At 48.0% G+C, this 18461-nt stretch carries 18 protein-coding genes and 1 tRNA gene; 5 read left to right on the forward strand and 14 right to left on the reverse strand.

The window, feature by feature from the left end:
* Positions 1-345 precede the first annotated feature (345 nt).
* From ABCW47_RS08515 to ABCW47_RS08545, 7 genes are all read right to left on the reverse strand, one after another.
* Positions 346-1659 (reverse strand): S1C family serine protease, encoded by a 1314-nt coding sequence (locus ABCW47_RS08515; RefSeq protein ID WP_343209426.1) that lies wholly within the window; start codon positions 1657-1659, stop codon positions 346-348.
* Positions 1660-1848: 189 nt separating this feature from the next.
* Positions 1849-2982, reverse strand: coding sequence for a prephenate dehydratase (gene pheA, locus ABCW47_RS08520; protein WP_343209427.1), 1134 nt, complete (start codon positions 2980-2982; stop codon positions 1849-1851).
* 4 nt (positions 2983-2986) lie between these two features.
* Positions 2987-3817, reverse strand: a complete 831-nt coding sequence (gene folK, locus ABCW47_RS08525; protein WP_343209428.1) for a 2-amino-4-hydroxy-6-hydroxymethyldihydropteridine diphosphokinase — start codon at positions 3815-3817, stop codon at positions 2987-2989.
* Between the two features lie 57 nt (positions 3818-3874).
* Positions 3875-4693, reverse strand: coding sequence for a dihydropteroate synthase (folP, locus tag ABCW47_RS08530; RefSeq protein WP_343209429.1), 819 nt, complete (start codon positions 4691-4693; stop codon positions 3875-3877).
* Positions 4693-5160, reverse strand: a complete 468-nt coding sequence (locus ABCW47_RS08535) for an HD domain-containing protein (protein ID WP_343209430.1) — start codon at positions 5158-5160, stop codon at positions 4693-4695. Before ABCW47_RS08535 ends, folP begins: the two co-directional genes overlap by 1 nt.
* A 45-nt stretch (positions 5161-5205) precedes the next feature.
* Positions 5206-5775, reverse strand: coding sequence for a GTP cyclohydrolase I FolE (gene folE / locus ABCW47_RS08540; protein ID WP_343209431.1), 570 nt, complete (start codon positions 5773-5775; stop codon positions 5206-5208).
* Between the two features lie 111 nt (positions 5776-5886).
* Positions 5887-7182 carry a bifunctional folylpolyglutamate synthase/dihydrofolate synthase gene (locus ABCW47_RS08545; protein ID WP_343209432.1) on the reverse strand — a complete coding sequence of 432 codons (1296 nt, stop codon included), beginning with the start codon at positions 7180-7182 and terminating at the stop codon, positions 5887-5889.
* Positions 7183-7402: 220 nt separating this feature from the next.
* Here ABCW47_RS08545 and ABCW47_RS08550 point away from each other — a divergent pair, with 220 nt between their 5' ends.
* Together ABCW47_RS08550 and ABCW47_RS08555 are read left to right on the forward strand one after the other, a co-directional pair.
* Positions 7403-7810, forward strand: a complete 408-nt coding sequence (locus tag ABCW47_RS08550; RefSeq protein WP_343209433.1) for a putative ABC transporter permease — start codon at positions 7403-7405, stop codon at positions 7808-7810.
* 261 nt (positions 7811-8071) lie between these two features.
* Positions 8072-9346, forward strand: a complete 1275-nt coding sequence (locus ABCW47_RS08555; protein WP_343209434.1) for a GNAT family N-acetyltransferase — start codon at positions 8072-8074, stop codon at positions 9344-9346.
* A 39-nt stretch (positions 9347-9385) separates the two neighbouring features.
* Here the strand turns inward: ABCW47_RS08555 and ABCW47_RS08560 are convergent, their stop codons facing one another.
* The 4 genes from ABCW47_RS08560 to iolC form a co-directional block, all read right to left on the reverse strand.
* Positions 9386-9904 (reverse strand): hypothetical protein, encoded by a 519-nt coding sequence (locus tag ABCW47_RS08560; RefSeq protein ID WP_343209435.1) that lies wholly within the window; start codon positions 9902-9904, stop codon positions 9386-9388.
* Positions 9905-9992: 88 nt separating this feature from the next.
* Positions 9993-10733: a DNA alkylation repair protein gene (locus tag ABCW47_RS08565; RefSeq protein ID WP_343209436.1), complete on the reverse strand. Its 741-nt coding sequence runs from the start codon at positions 10731-10733 to the stop codon at positions 9993-9995.
* 21 nt (positions 10734-10754) lie between these two features.
* Positions 10755-11219 (reverse strand): hypothetical protein, encoded by a 465-nt coding sequence (locus ABCW47_RS08570; RefSeq protein WP_343209437.1) that lies wholly within the window; start codon positions 11217-11219, stop codon positions 10755-10757.
* A 154-nt stretch (positions 11220-11373) separates the two neighbouring features.
* On the reverse strand, positions 11374-12402 hold the full coding sequence (iolC, locus tag ABCW47_RS08575; protein ID WP_343209438.1) for a 5-dehydro-2-deoxygluconokinase: 1029 nt from the start codon (positions 12400-12402) through the stop codon (positions 11374-11376).
* 334 nt (positions 12403-12736) lie between these two features.
* On the opposite strand from iolC, the gene ABCW47_RS08580 reads away from it, so the two are divergent.
* A tRNA-Thr gene (locus ABCW47_RS08580) sits at positions 12737-12809 on the forward strand.
* A 98-nt stretch (positions 12810-12907) separates the two neighbouring features.
* On the opposite strand, the gene ABCW47_RS08585 is transcribed toward ABCW47_RS08580, so the two are convergent.
* The 3 genes from ABCW47_RS08585 to ABCW47_RS08595 all read right to left on the reverse strand — a co-directional run bounded on the left by ABCW47_RS08585 (position 12908) and on the right by ABCW47_RS08595 (position 15077).
* Entirely contained in the window at positions 12908-14227 is a 1320-nt protein-coding gene (locus ABCW47_RS08585) for a collagen-like protein (RefSeq protein WP_343209439.1), read from the reverse strand.
* Between the two features lie 61 nt (positions 14228-14288).
* Complete coding sequence (locus tag ABCW47_RS08590) at positions 14289-14594, reverse strand: DUF6506 family protein (RefSeq protein ID WP_343209440.1); 306 nt, start codon at positions 14592-14594, stop codon at positions 14289-14291.
* Positions 14595-14789: 195 nt separating this feature from the next.
* Positions 14790-15077 carry a hypothetical protein gene (locus ABCW47_RS08595; protein ID WP_343209441.1) on the reverse strand — a complete coding sequence of 96 codons (288 nt, stop codon included), beginning with the start codon at positions 15075-15077 and terminating at the stop codon, positions 14790-14792.
* Positions 15078-15282: 205 nt separating this feature from the next.
* Here ABCW47_RS08595 and ABCW47_RS08600 point away from each other — a divergent pair, with 205 nt between their 5' ends.
* Together ABCW47_RS08600 and ABCW47_RS08605 are read left to right on the forward strand one after the other, a co-directional pair.
* Positions 15283-17817, forward strand: a complete 2535-nt coding sequence (locus tag ABCW47_RS08600) for an RNA dependent RNA polymerase (RefSeq protein WP_343209442.1) — start codon at positions 15283-15285, stop codon at positions 17815-17817.
* Complete coding sequence (locus ABCW47_RS08605) at positions 17814-18452, forward strand: hypothetical protein (protein ID WP_343209443.1); 639 nt, start codon at positions 17814-17816, stop codon at positions 18450-18452. The genes ABCW47_RS08600 and ABCW47_RS08605 overlap by 4 nt, the downstream gene beginning before the upstream one ends.
* Positions 18453-18461 lie beyond the last annotated feature (9 nt).

Raw genomic sequence — 18461 nt, forward strand, 5'->3', positions numbered from 1 at the left:
CGCACGTCATGCTTTGCATGACATAATACATCTGTGTGGCTCTGCAATCCGCCGGAGGCTTTATCTTGGAAGGAGACTGGGCTCCCACCATGACGAATTTGTTATTTACTCACCACCTATAAAGGTGGGAGTCTTATCTACTTCCATAATAAATAGTATACCACCGAGGACCTATTTCTACAATCTGTATCATGGTCCTCAAACAGTCACCCCTTTATAGTAGAACAAAGTGCGCATAGGATGTTTTTTTAATACATAAGAAAGTTTGGAGAACTTTCCTATGTATTAAAATTCAGGGATAGCGCTCTGCCGCGCTATCCCTGTACCATTGTTCCGATTCTTTATCTACTGATTTGCCTGCGCCTTGCTGCCGAAGGTAACGTTGATTTCTTTTTCCACATATTGGCCGTTCTGCATCCGCTGTATCGTCACAGCTGCGCTCTCACCGGAGCGATGGGACGACAGATAGGAACTCAGATCATCCGTGGTCACAATTTCCGTTCCATTAATTTTGACAATGATATCACCATTTAAGATGCCGGCCTTCTCGGCAGGGGATTTCTCCGCTACTTCGCTGACATAGATCCCCTCCGGCATGTTGAACTGCTCTGCATACACCTTATTGACTTCATAAGGTACGATGCCCAGATAAGCCTGCTCGGACTCATCCACCTGCTCCGAATTCATCAGCTCGGTAATGATCGGAATCGCGTCCGTAATCGGAATAGCAAATCCAATACCCTCAATCTGGGTATCCGCATATTTGACAGAGTTGATGCCGATTACCTCGCCTCTGGCATTTAACAGGGCTCCGCCGCTGTTTCCAGGATTGATAGCGGCATCCGTCTGGATCAGTTCCATGGAATAATCTTCATAGGCAACTTCTCTGTTCAGCGCACTGATATAGCCCACAGTCACAGTCTGGCCATAGCCCAGCGCATTCCCGATGGCAATCGCCATCTCGCCGACCTTCAGATCATCTGAATTGCCCAGAGTCGCAACCTTAATCGTATTCATCGTGTCGTCGGATAAATCGGCAATCTTAACTGCTACCACAGCCAGATCGGCATTGGAACTGGTTCCCTTGATCGCAGCGCTTGCCGTGGTGCCGTCCACAAATTCAATATTTACCTGGGCAGCGCCGGATACGACATGGTTATTGGTTACAATCAGCACTTCCTTGCTGTTCTGCCCGATGATGATACCGGAGCCGCTGGACTGTGCCTGCTGCTGATACTGTCTGCCCCAGATATCCGCTATATTCTGATTCACCACACAGTTGATCGCCACAACCGCGGGTTCAAAATTTGCTACAACCTGGGAGACATCGTTGGAACTGGATTCTCCTGAATAACTGGAAGCAACGGTAGTCAGCTCTGCTTTGTCTTCATTCTCCTGATTCCTGCCGGCCTCAGCCACTCTCTCCTGCACCTTCTTATTTACCAGGCTTTCCAGAGAAAGATACCCGGCAAATCCGCCGCCCAACACCAACGCTGCGGCTAGAAGGGCCGCACAGGTTCTTTTCAGCCATCTTCTGCTCTTTTTCGGCTTTTTGCCTCCGCCCGTGCCGGAGGGCTCCACTGTCACATTTTCCATATTATAAAGGTCATCCTGATCATAATTGTTATAATTCATTTTATTATTCTCTTCGTTATACATAACCTTTTCTCCTTTCCATCTTTTTTATCAAGGTAATACAGCATCCGGATTGCTCTTTCTGCCGTCTGACTTATTATGATACGGAATCGCGTGCCTGACACGCTTTTCCTTTATCTTGATTGAAAGTTTAAATGGAAAATATGTTTATTTTGTGATTAGACTTTGATAAAACAATGAAAAATTAGTCTGTCAGGATTCCTTATAATTGCCCAGAATCCGAAAATCCACCGCTTCCTCCGCCATCCCGCGGATCGCGTTGCGCACGCCCGGTTCCTTTAGGTTCCCCTGAAAGTCAATAAAAAACCGATATTCGAACGGCTTTCCGCTGAGCGGCCTGGACTCGATTTTCGTCATGTTCAGTCCGTTAAACCGGATGTGGGAGAGAATGTTGTAGAGAGAGCCCGCGGTGTGAGGCAGCTCCAGGCTCAGGCTGATCAGATTCCCATCCTCCAGGTATTTCTTCTCTCTTGTGATAATAATAAAACGGGTAGAATTCGTATCCTCATCATTGATCTGTTCGCATATCACGGACAGACCGTAATACTCCGCCGCCCGTATGCTGCCGATGGCCGCCTGGGAAGAATCCTGATCCTCTTTCACCTTCGCAGCCCCTGCTGCCGTGCTGGCAAATTCAACCGCCTTCATGGACGGATACTTCTCCAGAAATCTGCTGCACTGCAAAATCCCCTGGGGATGGGAGTAAACCGTTTTAATATCCTCCGGTTTCGCTCCCGCAAGTCCAAGAAGGGACTGTCGGATCTTGATAATATGCTGTCCCACAATGACATTTTCATAGTCCACCAGGAGATCATAGATATCGTCAATCCCGCCGGTGGACGAATTTTCGATCGGCAGAATCCCGTAGTCCGCTTCCCCGGCCTGCACCGCCTCCATAATATCTTTAAAAGCGGTTCGGTTAAATCCCTGAACCTTGTCTCCAAACACTTCCAGCATGGCCTGCTCAGTGTAGCTGCCCGGAACGCCGAAATAGACTACTCTGGTCGCTTCGGTAATATCCAGGCCTTCCACAGGAGTAAACTGCTGCACGGCCGTCTCCCCCGGAATCAGCGTATATTGAAGCTTGCGGCTCATGGACATCAGCTGGGAATAGAGTTCCCGCACGGCATGCCGGTTAAACTGGCTGTCGGTCATCTCCTCCACCATCCGTATCTTGGCGTCTTCCCGCTCCTTATCATATATCTTTTTTCCCACAGACAGTTTATATTCCGCCACATCTCTGGATATTTTCATCCGCTCTTCAAATAAGCTCACCATCTGACGGTCGATCTCGTCAATCTGTTTTCTGCATTCCAATAAATCCATACCGCTACCTGCCCTCTTCCTGTCTTTTTAACTGTTCTCTCAGCTGGAACACTGTCTGCCCAAAGACGGGGTGTCTCATCCCCGGTGCGATCTGCGCCAGAGGTTCCAGCACAAACATCCGCTCCTGCATATAGGGATGGGGAAGCGTCAGTTCCTCCGTTCCGGTGATCTCATCTTCATAGAAGATCATGTCCAGATCAATCGTCCTGGGCCCCCAGTGTACCTCTCTGGTCCGTTTCAGGTTCTGTTCCACCTGCTGCATCCTGTGAAGCAGCTGCAGGGGTGAATAGAGGGTTTCCAGAATAAGGGCTCCATTTACAAATTCATCCTGATCCTCATTCCCCCAGGGCTCCGTCACGATATAATCGGAAACCTTGAGAACCCGGATCTTCTCATCCTCTGAAAGCTGTTTTATGGCCTCGTCTATCTGACCCTTTTTATCTCCCAGGTTGCTGCCGAAGGAAAGGGCTGCCCGCTTCCATCCCCGCTCGATTTCCACCGAAATCATGCCAAAGGGCAGTCCCACCGGCGCCTGAGGCTTCTTAACTTCCAGCCGCAGGGCGCGCACCAGCGGAAAATGGATCAGAATACCTTCCGCAAGTTCTTCGGCCGCCCGCTCAATTAACTGGTATGTATGTTCCGTCATCATACCCTTGATCCAGTGGCACACGTCCCCATAGTGAACGGATTTGCTCAGATCGTCTGATTCTCCAGCCGCTCTGGTATCCACCATAAGATCGGCGCAGATCAGAAACCGCTGGCCCACCACATTTTCCTCAGGCATAACACCGTGAAATCCATAAATATCCAGATCCCTTATCTTAATCTTGTCCATAAAGTCCTCCTATAAAAGGAGGTGCCGCACAAAAAGCCTGCGGCATCTCCTCCGATCTTACTCTCTTACTCTTTGTTCCAGAATCGCTTCCGTCATGCGCAGAGCCCGCTTGTTCCCGGCCACATTGTGCACCCTCACAAACTGATATCCGGCCTGAACAGCCAGAACCGAGGTCACAATCGTCCCTTCTTCCCGTTCCTCCACCGGCAGATCCAAAGTCATCCCGATCACCGATTTTCTGGATGATCCCAGCAGAAGGGGCATGTTAAGCCGTTTAAAATATTCCAGATTAGCCAGCACAATCAGATTCTGTTCATAATTCTTGCCAAACCCAAGGCCCGGGTCCAGTATAATCTTATCCTGCTTGATTCCAGCCCGCTCCGCAATCCGAAGCGTCTCCTTTAGGTCGTCTTCCACTTCCTCCAGGAAGTTTTTATAATCTGCCTTCTCCCTGTTGTGCATCAGACAGGCCGGCACATCATACTCGGCAATGACCTCCGCCATTCTGGGATCATATCTTAAACCCCAGATATCGTTGATCATATCCACGCCCTCCAGAATACCCGCTTCCGCCACCGCGGGCTTATAGGTATCCAGAGATACGGGGATATCAAATCGTTCCTTAATCGCATGGATAACGGGAAGCACCCGCTTCTTTTCCTCTTCATCGGAAATCTGCGGGCCGTGTCCGGGCCGTGTGGACTCTCCGCCGATATCAATGATATCGGCGCCTGCGTCAATCATATCCTTCACATGGATCAGAGCTGTCTCCACCCGGTCAAATTTTCCGCCGTCGGAAAAAGAATCCGGCGTAACATTTAAAATACCCATAATATAGGTTTTTTCATCTTTGAACTTTCTGCTGCCAATCTTCATTAATAGATCACCTCGTTGTTTTTCCTCTCTTCCGGCCAGTAGCACATCTGCCTGGCCTCACACGCAAAACAGTTTCTGGAAAGCTTGTCTGCCCGGTATAACAGCCAGGCCAGATCCGAACCGCCGCCGCTGTCTCTGTGGGCGGCAATCGCCTCCAATATTTCCCTCTGCTCCTCACCGGAAAATCCCACGTCTTTAAGAATCGGCTCCGCCAGCTTCACACTGCACTGTTCGTGATCCAATCCTGAAACTGCTCTTCCTATATCATGAAGCAGCGCCGCTGCATAAAGCTGCGGCCTGGAAATATGTATCTTTTGCTCAAAGGCAATCAGCATGCCGATCCTTGCCACATCCAGCTGATGTGCAATCCCGTGTTTACAGAAAATCCGGTCTCTTTCCTGCTCCGTAATCTGTGCCATGAGCCTCTGATAGGTTTCATGGCACAATATTGCATTCACTCTCTCCATTGCGCCCTCCGGACAGGAGACTCCTGCACGGTTCCCCTGCCGTCTTTATCTGAAAGATGTACCGCCTGTCAGGCGGAAAAAAGTATCCGTTAAATCCCTGTTGTGCTCAAACTCTCCCCGGCAGACAAACGTAACTGTCCTGGTTCCCGGCTTCTTGATCCCCCGCATGGACATACACAAATGCTCCGCCTCCACCATAACCATCACGCCCTTTGGCTTTAAATACTCCATAACGGCATCGGCAATCTGCGCTGTCATCTGTTCCTGAATCTGTGCCCTCCTGGCATAAACCTCCACCGTGCGGGCCAGTTTGCTGATACCCACAACCTGTTCATCCGGTATATAGGCGATATGAACCTTCCCGAAGAAGGGCAGCAGATGATGCTCACAGACCGAATAAAAAGTAATATCCCGCTCCAGCACCATCTCATTATTCTCAGCAGGAAAGGTTTTAGACAGATGCACCCGGCTGTCATCCTCCATGCCGGCAAACAGTTCCTCGCACATGGTACTGATTCTCTTTGGTGTTTCCTGCAGGCCGGGCCGCTCTATATCCTCCCCGATTCCTTCCAGAAATAACCTCACTGCTGTCTCGATTTTATTCTTGTCAATCATATCCATACCATCCTTTTATCTCAAAACCAATCCCGAATAGCCGGACCGGCACCTTGCATCTACGCGAATTACGTCGTTAATTGTAACATTTTATAAAATCCTTTGCAATCCTCATTCCTTATAGTAGCACATCCCGGCAGTCTCCGTCATTTCTTTAATAAATGAGAGCGAACCGAATGTGAGTATCGCATCCTTCTTTCCGGCTTTCTGGATTGCCAGCTTAAGCCCTGCTGCCGGATCTTTCGCATCCGTCACGCAGCTGCAATAGCGGCGTGCTGCCCCTGCCAGCTCAGACGAGGGAAGCGCCCGCTTATTGTCCGGCTGTATCGTTATAATCTCTGAGGCAAATTCCGCTGTGTTTTTCAGAATAACCTCATAGTCCTTATCCGCAAAAACTCCCATCACGTAGATCAGCCGCCTGTCTGCAAGATAGGTCTTTATATTTTCTCTCATTGCAAGGGAGGCCCCCTCATTGTGGGCACCGTCCACGATGATGTAAGGATCTTTGTGAATCACCTGAAACCTTCCCTGCCAGAAGGTGCTATTTAATCCTTCCCTGATCTGGGCGGGCGTAATCTCCGGAAGAAATTTTTTTACTGCCTCCACGGCCAGCACCGCATTTTCAACCTGATTCTTCCCCAGAAGATGAATCGACAGATTCTCCATGCCATCTAGTGAAAATACGGTTTCCTCCATATCCATCGCCTTCACTTCCGCCTGTGCCCGGTCGGCAAAATAAAGGCTTACTTCCTGCTTTTTTGCTTCCTCTTCCAAAACTGCCCGGACCTCTCCCTTCTGGTTGATGGACACGGCCAGCCCTCCCGGCTTCATAATACCCGCCTTCTCCCAGGCAATCTCTGCCAGGGTGTTCCCCAGAAACTGCATATGGTCCCGGCTGATCGAGGAAAATACGCTGCACACACTTGTGCTGATCACATTGGTGGCGTCCTCTCTTCCGCCCAGTCCGACCTCCAGCACCACATAGTCACAGTCCTGATCCAGAAAAAACAGAAATCCCATTGCAGTCTCAATCTCAAAAACAGTCGGCTGAGGGTCCATTTTCTCTGCTGCCTCCTTCACCCGCTCCACATACCGGGCCGTCTCCGCCTCTGTGATATAGCGGGTGTTTATCCGGCCGCCCATCTGCTCCGTAATCTGAAGCCGCTCGCGGTATTCAAAAATAGTAGGCGAGATGTACCGTCCCGCCTTCCTGCCTGCTGCTGCCAGCATAAAACTCATAAACGCGGCGCTGGAGCCCTTGCCGTTGGTACCGGCCACGTGTACAAAGTTCAGTTTATTCTGGGGATTTCCCAAACGTTCCATTAATTCTCTCATCGTATCCAGTCCCAGCACGCTGCCGGACCTGGATGCAGCCTCGATATACTCCATCGCTTCCTGGTATGTCATGATATGCCTCCAACAGACAGTAGTCTTTTTTATTTTTTTAAACAGCCGCGGCTTAAGCAGCAATCAAATATAATTGTTTGCATACCTGCCCGTGAAACTATTTTTTAATCAATTTTACATATTCTTTTTCTCAGTGCAGATACTATGAAAAAGGTTACTGTCTCTAATACAGAAACAGAATAAAGCCACCGAAATCAACGCTCAGAAAGGAACAATACCTATGAAAAAATGCTTTGCAACCGACTTTCTCCGCTGCGGCTTATCCGGCTGGTGTTTCGAATGTTTTTTCACCGGTCTGCACTCTGTCATCCACAAGGAAGATCCAAAGCTTCTTTGCCGCACATCCGTCTGGATGTTTCCCATTTACGGTATGGCAGCCGTTCTTTCCCCGGTCTGCAAGGGCCTGAAAAACAAACACTGCAGCAAAATGCTTCGGGGAACAATTTATACCCTCTGCATTTTTACCGGTGAGTTTGTCACCGGCAAGCTTTTAAAACGCCATGAAGCCTGTCCCTGGGATTACAGCCAGGCAAAGTTAAATCTGCAGGGTGTTGTACGCCTGGACTATGCCCCTCTGTGGTTTCTGGTCGGACTCTACTATGAGAATCTGCTCTCTGCAGAAAGCTGATTAAGCACAGTCCTTCACAGGTTCTTACCCTCAAACGTCCTTCCTTTAAACTTCATATGAAATGAACCGGCTTTATTCTAGCATATTTTTTACTGATTAGCATCAGGGAAAAATCCAGGATAAAGCCGGTTTTCATGATATATCTGAAGAATTTGTAAAATAACACAATAAAAAATCTTTTTTCTATTAAAACTTTAGTAAATCTGCTATACTATACACGTGAGTAAAAAAGTAAAGATACAGAGAGAAGGATTTGCTTTTATGGATTACGTATTTAAAGCTGTTTTATTTGATATGGATGGTGTGCTGGTTGACAGTGAGCCCCTTCATACACAGGCTCATGTGGAAACTATGGCATCCCTTGGATATAAACTGGACCCGTCGTTCGTCTATGAGCATTTTATCGGCGCTACCCCAAGGGCCGTTTTCGAGAGTTTGATTGAAACGTTTCATATTCCTATGGACTGGAGGGATCTGGAGTTAAAGGCTCATGGCACCATGGAGCGTTTATATAAAGAGCAGGGAGTTCCTCCTATCCCCCACGTCGTGGATCTGATACGGGATCTGCATAAACACGGCATTAAGATAGCGATTGCGTCTTCCTCTCCGGCAGAACAAATAGAACATACCATAGAAGATCTGCACCTTCAGCCCTACATAGATGCTTATGTAAGCGGTACGATGGTTGCGCGCAGCAAACCGGAACCGGATATTTTTCTGGAGGCTGCCAGATGTGTGGGCGCAGAGCCTGAGGAATGTATGGTGATTGAAGATTCCTGCAACGGTGTGACGGCTGCCTACCGGGCAAACTGTAAATGCATCGGTTTCATTAACCCCCATTCCGGCCCTCAGGACCTTTCCAAAGCGTCTCTTCTTATTGAAAGTTTCTGTGACATTGACTTTGAGTTTATGGAACGGGAATACAGGCGTGCCTGGGGACTTCCCATTGAAATAGGCAGAACCAGGCGGCTGATTATACGGGAGCTTGGAATTGAGGATATTCCCGCACTCCATGATCTTTATGACGATCCCGGTATTGAGCCGTTTCTGGATGAAGCCACAGTCTCCTCAGCCGAGGAAGATACAGAAGTCAGAACCGCCTATATTCAGGAAGCCTACGGCTTCTATGGCTTCGGGCTCTGGGGGATCTTTCTCAAAGACTCCGGTACACTGGTCGGCTACTGCGGCTTTCAAAACACCTCCATCCAGGGTGTTCCTGAAATAGAAGTTTCCTACCTGATACACCGGAACTACAGACGGCAGGGCTACGCCAGGGAATGTATGGAGTATATCCTCTGGTACGGTCATGAAAAGCTGGAGATCGAGCATTTTGCCGCTCTGATTACGCCGGAGAACCTGCCATCTATCCAATTGATTGAGCAGCTGGGCTTTCATCCTGACAGTACCATACCCTATCAGGATCACTGCCAGTATCTGTATCGGCTGGATTATGAAGAAAAACGAAGACTGGAAGCTGCAAAAAAGGCAAAACAGAACCTGTGGAACCAGTCGCCCGTGTACAGAAATATATATTAAAAAAATCCGGGAAATTGTTTCCCGGATTTTTTCATGTTATTAATCAACTCTGGTATTCGTATCTTTATCGAGACGCTCTTCGATTTCATCGCCGGCATCATCAATTGCATTTACAACACCATCTCCGTCATCATCCGCCATAGGCGCATTACTCTTTTTTCCGGTAGTCCCATTTGTTGTGCCATTGACACCGTTTGTACCATTTGTCGTACTATTGGTTCTGCCGTTGGTGCCGTTTGTGGTACCATTTGTGGTTCCGTTCGTACCATTCGTAGTTCCATTTGTGGTTCCGTTTGTTCCATTCGTAGTTCCGTTGGTGGTTCCATTTGTGCCATTTGTTCCATTTGTAGTTCCGTTTGTGGTTCCGTTTGTTCCATTTACACCATTGGTATTGCCGTTAGTATTGTTCTCGGTATTCGGGTCATTTGTTCCAGTACCATTTTCTGTTGTATCCTTATTGGGGTCCATATTTGCATTATCCTCTTTCTTGGAACATGCTGTTAAAACCAGTATACTCAGACAGAAAAGGGCGCATAATACAACTATTCTTTTCTTCATGGAATCGTTTCCTCCTAAAATGAAATTTATTTTACCTGGTTAGTATTCCACGAAAGGTATGAAATATTCTGGTTTTGCCTTTTCCCAGCTACTGCATCCGGCACTGCTTTTTCATTTCCCGGATCATCACTTTTGTATCATCTGATACCTGGTAAGATTCCAGTATTTTCTGCAGGGTTTTATGATAGGTAAATGCATCCAGCTCGTTCTGATGCAGATAGCACAGTGTTTCGTCCGGATATTTTATAAAACACATGCTGAGCAGCCAGGCTGCTGCCATCTGAACATAATACCGCTCCCGGCCTATCTCATCACAGCATTTAAAAATAAAAGGCAGGTAAGCATCCTCTATGTAATAATTGAGCAGCAGAATCAAACCTGCCCGGACTGTAAATTCTCCTTTTGCCGATGTCAGCTCTTGTATATAGTCAAACATATCTTTTTTAAAATATTTTGTCACCTTCATGCCGGCGCAGAAGGAATCACAGACGGCCCAGTTATTGATTTTGGGAAGAAACTCATCTACACAGGTCCGAATGACATCAAATCCCTCTTCCTTTTTCAACAGCCCGATCACCAGTCCCTGAACCATAACCTCCTCGTAGTACGTACTGCCGGCCAGTTTCAGGAACTCCTTCGGCTCCCCTTTGACAATCTCTTTCGCAAGCTTACGCAATATCGGTATCCGTACCCCGATCATATTATCAACACCAGGCACGAGCCTGCTCTGAAAGGCCAGGTATCCTTCATCCTTTAACGCGAAAAGAGACTCAATAAAGAGAGGGTATGTCTCCCTGCTCCAACTCTTTGGTACTGCTGCTTTCTCCATTTCCTCTCATCCTTATGTTTCTTATTTTTCAATTTCAAATTCCAGTAACCCAAATGCTGCCTCAGCTTCCTCACGGGATGCAAGACTGCCGATTATCATACCGGTTTCAGCACCTTCAATTTTGAATAAAAATGTTGTCTCCGTCCCGGCCTCACCCTCAAATTGATAGAGATAATAGGTTGGCGCATCCTCAGGAGCCGCCTCTAAAATATCCACCTCGCTTGATGATGTAATAGCCGTCTCATAGCTGCTATATCCGTCAGGCAGTAAAAAGACGCCGTTTAATATATCTTCGCCGTCCTTTTGAACTGTTATTGTTCCGCTTTCCTGCAGAAGATCATAGCCGTCTGTGGTATCCAATTTTACCTGGATCTTCTCTCCGTTCTCAATCTGAAACGTAAAGGATTTGCTGGAATGACAGGCCGTAAGTGACAGCATTAAAATTAGGCACAGAGATGCCATAAGAATTACTCGTTTTCCTCTCATAAATCGTTCTCCTTCTCCTCAATTTCTATAATTAAACAAAGCATAGCTGGCTTTGTCCTTTTGCGCGAGTGCGCGCCCTGCCGAATGGTTTTGTAAGTACAAAATGGCCTCCGGATTGTCCGGAGGCCAGATCTATTGTTCTAAACCCGCAGCATTATAACGGTGTTACCATATCCCCGTATTTTTCAATTGCTTCTTTTTCAAATGCCTGAAGCTTATCAATAGTCGGCATATCATTGGCGCAGCTCTCGGAAGCCACCAGCATAGCTGCACATGCACTTCCCAGGCTCAGGCAGTTTTTATAAGGAAGCCCCTCAAACATACCCCACAGGAATGCACTGGCATAACCGTCGCCGCCGCCGAAGGACTTAACCAACTCTACCGGGAACGGTTTTGCCCGATAAGATTCTCCGTTGGAGAAGTAAGCATCGGAGCCCTCTTTGCCATGCTTGATAATAACAGCTTTCGCGCCCTGATTAAACCAGTATTCAGCGCTCACCTTATCATCCTCGTTGCCCGGAAGCAGGAACTTCTCAGTCAGAGAAAACTCTTCCCTGGAGCCGATAATAATATCCGCATCTTTTGCAACGATAGAATAATAAACAGCAATCTCATCCTCATTCTTCCAGATATGCGGTCTGTAGTCAATATCAAAGATAACAACTGTGTTGGTTCTCTTTGCAATCGCCAGCGCTTTTAAAATAGCCTCTCTGGACGGGCTCTGGCACAGCGCAGTTCCGGAAAGCAGGATCGCCTTCGCAGATTTAATATATTCTTCGTCAATGTCATCCGTGCTCAGCTGCAGGTCAGCTACATGCTCACGGTACATCATAATGCTGCTCTCCGTCTTACTTAATATCTCTGTAAAAGTAAGTCCGGTATTGTAACCCTTCGGAGCCCTGGTAAGACAGGTCCTGTCAATACCTTCTTCTTTAAAATAACCGTCGATGTAATCACCGAACTGATCCGGGCTGAGTTTGCCGATAAAACCGACTTTTCTGCCAAGACGCTTTGTGCCAACTGCAATATTTCCCGGGGAACCGCCCAAATATTTCATGAAGTAAGTTACATCTGCCGTAGATTTGTAATAGTTCTCTCTGGATGGGTTTAAATCAACTGTGATTCTTCCGACCGGAATAATATCAAGCGGTCTGGTTTCGTCAAATACGATATGGTTACCCATAGTGCACTTCCTTTCTTTTGTTCCGAAATTTTATGTACTGTATTTTAACCCTGCCTCACAGCCGGGTAAAATTCAGATTTTTCCAGAATCCCTGCGGCTCTTATATGCGCAGAGGTTCGTTCCAATTATATACTATTCTAATTTTCAAAGTCAATAAAAACGGGCGAAATTCTTTTGTTACACCATCCTGACGGACATCTTCAGTGTTATCTGGTGATGCTGTTCCAACATTTTTCCAAAAAGGTACTCTATGAGATCATTTTATATATTGATCTTTTACTTTTTATATGGTAGAATGACCAATGCATAAATGAATTAAATGTGTACAATTTGTGCTGGAATAGCTCAGATGGTAGAGCGACGCACTCGTAATGCGTAGGTCGAGGGTTCAAGTCCCTTTTCCAGCTTTCATTAACCCCTGTCTTTTGTATGGCAAAAGACAGGGGTTTCTTTTTACACAGGAACGTTCTCCACACTTTCCTGTGTAAGAACAGAACTCTCCGGTTTATCTTCTCAGCTTATAAATTGCCAGTGTGAGGGTTCCCTCGGTTGTCGGCACAGGACTGTTAAATGTCAGATTAAAGACAGTCTGGCTGGGTACCTCAATAATAAAAGAGACAGAACCGACGGCACTTGCCCTTCCATCTGCATTCTTCATGAAATAAATCCCATACTCGATATGAGCGCTGTTATTATAATAAGGGGTTACCTGCATAAACCCATTTTCCAAATACAGTGCTGTTACTTCATAAAAAATGGCATAGATTCCGGGAGCCAGCGTAATACGGGTTGGATCTGTCAATACAATATTACCGGTAGGGTCTGCAACCGCAGTTCTCATGGGCATTAACTCGGCGTTCGTAAATTGCGCCCCGTAATTGATAAACGAGGCGAAGATATCATTTGGTACTGTTCCCTCCGGACCGGTGGCTCCTGTTGGGCCCGTGGCTCCAGTAGGGCCGGTGGCACCTGTATTTCCCGTAGCTCCGGCAGGGCCCGTTGGGCCGGTTACTCCATTTGCACCAGCAGGACCGGTAGCTCCAGTAGGGCCGCGGTCTCCCGGAAAACCAATCGGGCCGGTAGGGCCTGGTACTCCCCGCTCTCCGGCAGGACCAGTGGCTCCCACAGAACCAGTTGGGCCAGTCGGACCGGTGGCTCCTGTATTTCCCGTAGCTCCGGTAGGGCCCGTTGGGCCCGCAGGACCTGCTGAACCTCTTCCCCCGGGATAACCAACTGGGCCGGTGGGGCCTGGTACTCCCCTCTCCCCAGCAGGACCAGTGGCTCCCGTAGGGCCGGTAAAGCCTCTCGGTCCGGTTGCCCCTGTATTTCCCGCGGGTCCGGTAGGGCCTGTCGCACCAACCGGTCCAGGCATTCCTCTCTCACCTGTACTTCCGGCAGGACCGGTAGGGCCTGGTACTCCCTGCTCTCCGGCAGGACCAGTGGTTCCCGTAGGGCCAGTAAAGCCTCTTGGACCGGTCGCTCCCGTATTTCCCATGGCTCCAGTTGGACCAGCCGCTCCGGTAGGGCCAGGCATTCCTGCCGGGCCTCTCTCTCCTGCCGGGCCGGTTGCACCCGTCATCCCAGCTGCCCCGGCGGGGCCCGTCGGACCACGGTCTCCCGGGAAGCCAATCGGACCGGTTGCTCCTGTATTACCATTCGCACCTGCCGGACCGGCAGGCCCTCGCTCACCTGTTGCCCCAGTCGGCCCTATAGGTCCGGCAGGGCCGGTTGCTCCTGTCGGTCCCTGACAAACCGGACAGCAGTTATCAGCTTGAGTACATCCCGCCATCTCCTCAGAGTATGGTCTGTTCCTATTCCATAACATTTATAATCACCTTATGATACCTTTTGTGATTACACTATGCCCGGAACCGTCCTATAAACACTTATCTGCCGAAAAAACCGGCAAATAACTCGTCCATATCCGCGTCATGGACGATATAACCGACAGCTACTTTATGCTCTGTTAATTCCGCCAGCTCTTTGGCCTTTTCCTGTCCGAAAGCACCGCAAAGCTCAACAGCGCCGAACCCACTCTCTTTCAATTCCACAACCAGTTTCTTCGCTTCCTCATAGTCATTTACCGTACAGATTCTTGTGATCTGTTTCCATGTCTCAAAATCAGCATGATGCTTCTCCGGTTCATAGTGAGCGCCCATCAGGATGAAGGCAAATTTCTTCTTATTTTCCATTTTTCTGTACTCTGCGGAATATCTTACACCGTCTTCTTTTCCTCATACAAATACCAGGCGGCACGGATGTAGCAAACAGATGGCCCGCAACTCTCCTTTTTCATATTTTTTATCTTAGAACCAGCAGTCATAAACAAGCTGCCTTTGCCTTAGTGTATCATGAGGCAATATGTATTTCAATATATCCAGGAACTCCTAATGGAAGAAGCGCTTATCGTTGTTCGGATTGGTACACCAGTTGTTCTTTACTCTGGTAAAATCCGAGCTTTTACATCGGGGACAGACCTCTCTCACAAGCGAAACCTTATCATATGTATACTGTAACTTCTCTGCATCTCTAAAATCAAACCGGTAGCCGCAGTGCCTGCAGCGGCAGGCATACCCTTCCGGTACGCGTTCAATCATCATAATATTTACTCTAATTCCTTCCCTGCTGCCGAATGTGACTTCGCTTTCCCGGCAGTTTATACCATTCTGTACCAAATCAGTTCTTTCTTTTCTTTCTCCCGTTGTTCGAACATCTGTTCTGATATCAGTATATCATGCTCACCTATTTTGTCAATAGCTAAAATTTAATTGGTAAATATTGACATTATGTTTGGATCGTGATATGCTCATTTTACCAAATCAGAACATTTGTTTCATTTCTTGCTTTTCTTGTCCCATGTAAAGGGAAAGGATGAGTTTTATGTTTGCACCTCCATTATATTCTGTGCGGAAATTTCCGCTTTCCTATTTGATTGATCACAACCTTGCCGATACCGGCACCGATTCTGTTTCACCGCTCCGGCTGCGGCTGGAGCCGGAAGAAGAATCTCGTTTTTATGTACAGCAGCAGGATAATCTCCTCTTTCGGCAGATCCGGCTGATTACAGAAGAAACCAGCCGTCACAACCGACATATTATCTTTGTTGACTGTGACGGACAGGGACATAGGCTCGACACGCTCCGGCGCTTGATTTTATATGGATTGAATTTAAACGGAACTCATTTCACGAATGGGGAACGATCCGCCTCCATGGTCCGCACCTCCATCCTCAGCTTTGTGTCGGAAGATATCGCGGATAAGCTTCAGGAAGCCGTCACTCTGGGTGCAGCTCCCAGCAAAAGTGTCCTGTCCAAATGGTACGCCTACCGGGGTCTTATGCTCAGTTCCTGCCACTGTCTGGAACAGTGGTACCCGAAGATCATCATCGTGCCGGACTACTACCGCACGATTCCCGGCCAGCATATCCGCTATGCACAGGACTGTGAATCCACCTTTACAGACAAAGACGGTCGGGAACGCACCTGGGTTCAGAAGGAAATTGCAGAGACAGTCCGCGATATCCGAATCAATGTATTTGACGGCTGCGGCATCCACCATCCTGAGATAACCAGGCAGGTGAAAGAGCTGCTTTCCTGTGATACGGACCCCACGAGTATTCTCTGGAGAGCTCCCTTTATAAAGGGAATGACCCATGAGGCCGACTATGTTGCCTTTCTCACAGAGAGGGGCGTCACCCATATCCGTGATATCTGGGGGACCGCCCATGATATCCGCAAGGAGCCCATGCTGATTCTGTGCGAGTCCATGTATAAAGGAAAGCCCTATTTTCATCGGGACGGCACTGCCGCCGACTGGGATAATTATCTGACGCTCTTCCGGCAGTACCGGCATTCTATCGGTGTCGCCAAATGGAACTTTTCTTCTGAGGAAGAACCCGTATATACCCGGGCCAATTACCAGATTCTGCAGGATCTGGAACTTTCCTATGAGGATTTTGCTTCTCTGGCCGCCGAGAGTATAGAGTGGCTGGAACGGATTATACAGGGAGACGAACTGTATGCCTGCTGCTTTCTGGGGTTGTTCGCAGACCGGAGAAAAGCATTGAATCAGTATACACAGGCCATACTGAAAGATCCCCGAATGTTAAAAGAAGCCGGCGTCCGAAATTACTTTATCTCTCTGGTTGACAAGTACAAGAACGAGTTAAAATGCGGCAAGCTCTGGATAAAGGCGACCTTTAAGTTTCTGGTTCCGGATCTGATCATGCTCATGGAACACATTGGGAATCTGCCTGTAAACGGCTGTCTGGAGGCAGATGAATGTTATGTATCCGCCCACGGCACACCCTGCCGGGGAGACTATCTCATCGAACGCAATCCCCACATCTGCCGTTCTGAGCACACCGTGCTCAGGGCGGAGGATAGTGAAGTCATATCCCGCTACTGCAAAAACCTTGCTAATGTATGTATGATCAACGGTAAAAGTATCACACCGCAGCGGCTGAATGGCGCGGATTTTGACGGGGATCTGGTTTTGGTCGTGGATAATGAAACCATGCTCAAAGGCGTAGACCGGAATGCACCTATTGTCATGGACATTGAGGATAAAATCACTGTATTGGAGGAAGAAGACACGCCTGAAAACCGTCTGCAGGTAATCCTCCGGGGAATGAACTCACTGATCGGCGAGACCAGCAACTGTGCTACCGGTTATCACAATAAATCGCCCCGATCCCCGGAACAGAAGCAAAAATATGATTCTTATGTAGACCTGCTGTCCATTATCAACGGGAAAGCTATCGACTCTGCGAAAACCGGTGTTGTATTTCCCATCCCCAGGCACATTGCGAAATATGGCAAACCGCTGCCCTATTTTATGAAATACGCCGGTCCTTATTATGCCGGTATATCAAAGTTTTCCCGGTCCAAAAGCAACCTGAACCGACTGTGCATGGAAATTGAAAAATGGGAAAAGCCGCTTCGCTGGAAACGAACCTACGAGGATTTTGACTACCATATTATGATGGACTTATCGATTCCGCCCGATCCTCTGCTCTTTTGCCGTATTGAGGCTCTTTATCTGGAATACCAGAGGGAGATGTCTCAGCTGGCAAAAGACAGTAAATCAATCCGGGAGGAAAAGAAGGGCTGGGAAATCAACTGGGGCTATTACTACGACTATTACCGGAATAAATGTATGGCTCTCTGTCCGGACGAAAAGAAACTTGCCAATATTGCCGTTGTTCTCTGCTATGAAAAATATCCGAAGCAAAGCAAAAGCTTTCTGTGGCGGATCGCCGGCCGCGGTATCCTGGAAAACATAAAACAGGTCCCGGCTATGAGACTGCCGTTGGAAGACCCGGAAGGGGACCGCTGTTATCTGGGCCGCCGTTACCGCATGGAGCTGATACAGACAGAAACCGCGCCAGAAGAAAGGGAGGAGATCGAATCATGATCAATGAAGTATTAGAAGTAAAGGATTATCTGGAAGGAAATAATATAAGCGAAAAATGTATGTACCGGATCTGCTATCTGATTGCTAAATGGTTTCACTCCCAGGGGCTGTCCCCTCTGGAGAACAGGGAAGCGATCTTTGACTGGGGTAAGCAAAATCATGTCTATATCAAATACAATGTAAATGCCCTGATCTATCAGGCGATGGAAGATAAAACGCCGCTCAGGGACCATATAAAGATCTACATCAGTGAACGCGATATAAATGAAATTCTGAGACGGTTTGACAGCAAAAACTGCCGTCTGCTGAGTCTGGCCTTTCTCACCTATGCCAAGGCAATCGGCGCAGGCAAGGACTCTTTTCCGGTGCTGATGACCTCTATGGCGAACTGGCTCCATCTGGATAACGGAAATATCAGCCGTCTTTATCTGCCGGAGCTGATTGACTTCGGCTATCTGACCAAAACGGAAGCTCAGAAAACCTTTACCTGGAATAAGCAGGTCAAGTCAAGGGCGCTGACCGTCCGGATGAATGTGGATACGAAAAACGAAGGAGAGTATCTGTTGAAAGACAATGATATCTTCGGCCTTTATGACGAGATTTTCTGCCAGAGTGCTGTACGGGGATGTGTATAGTGTATTTAA

Origin of the sequence: Anaerolentibacter hominis (genome assembly GCF_032380675.1) — a bacterium.
Taxonomy (GTDB): Bacteria; Bacillota; Clostridia; order Lachnospirales; family Lachnospiraceae; genus Anaerolentibacter; species Anaerolentibacter hominis.

Bases quoted from the DNA above. Each gene is read 5' to 3' on its own strand.
- ABCW47_RS08550 (WP_343209433.1), top strand. From the start codon at position 7,403: ATGAAAAAATGCTTTGCAACCGACTTTCTCCGCTGCGGCTTATCCGGC.
- folK (WP_343209428.1), bottom strand. From the start codon at position 3,817: ATGGACAAGATTAAGATAAGGGATCTGGATATTTATGGATTTCACGGT.
- ABCW47_RS08545 (WP_343209432.1), bottom strand. From the start codon at position 7,182: ATGACATACCAGGAAGCGATGGAGTATATCGAGGCTGCATCCAGGTCC.
- ABCW47_RS08515 (WP_343209426.1), bottom strand. From the start codon at position 1,659: ATGTATAACGAAGAGAATAATAAAATGAATTATAACAATTATGATCAG.
- pheA (WP_343209427.1), bottom strand. From the start codon at position 2,982: ATGGATTTATTGGAATGCAGAAAACAGATTGACGAGATCGACCGTCAG.
- folP (WP_343209429.1), bottom strand. From the start codon at position 4,693: ATGAAGATTGGCAGCAGAAAGTTCAAAGATGAAAAAACCTATATTATG.
- ABCW47_RS08605 (WP_343209443.1), top strand. From the start codon at position 17,814: ATGATCAATGAAGTATTAGAAGTAAAGGATTATCTGGAAGGAAATAAT.
- ABCW47_RS08570 (WP_343209437.1), bottom strand. From the start codon at position 11,219: ATGAGAGGAAAACGAGTAATTCTTATGGCATCTCTGTGCCTAATTTTA.
- ABCW47_RS08565 (WP_343209436.1), bottom strand. From the start codon at position 10,733: ATGGAGAAAGCAGCAGTACCAAAGAGTTGGAGCAGGGAGACATACCCT.
- ABCW47_RS08585 (WP_343209439.1), bottom strand. From the start codon at position 14,227: ATGTTATGGAATAGGAACAGACCATACTCTGAGGAGATGGCGGGATGT.
- ABCW47_RS08600 (WP_343209442.1), top strand. From the start codon at position 15,283: ATGTTTGCACCTCCATTATATTCTGTGCGGAAATTTCCGCTTTCCTAT.
- folE (WP_343209431.1), bottom strand. From the start codon at position 5,775: ATGATTGACAAGAATAAAATCGAGACAGCAGTGAGGTTATTTCTGGAA.
- iolC (WP_343209438.1), bottom strand. From the start codon at position 12,402: ATGGGTAACCATATCGTATTTGACGAAACCAGACCGCTTGATATTATT.
- ABCW47_RS08555 (WP_343209434.1), top strand. From the start codon at position 8,072: ATGGATTACGTATTTAAAGCTGTTTTATTTGATATGGATGGTGTGCTG.
- ABCW47_RS08535 (WP_343209430.1), bottom strand. From the start codon at position 5,160: ATGGAGAGAGTGAATGCAATATTGTGCCATGAAACCTATCAGAGGCTC.
- ABCW47_RS08560 (WP_343209435.1), bottom strand. From the start codon at position 9,904: ATGAAGAAAAGAATAGTTGTATTATGCGCCCTTTTCTGTCTGAGTATA.
- ABCW47_RS08590 (WP_343209440.1), bottom strand. From the start codon at position 14,594: ATGGAAAATAAGAAGAAATTTGCCTTCATCCTGATGGGCGCTCACTAT.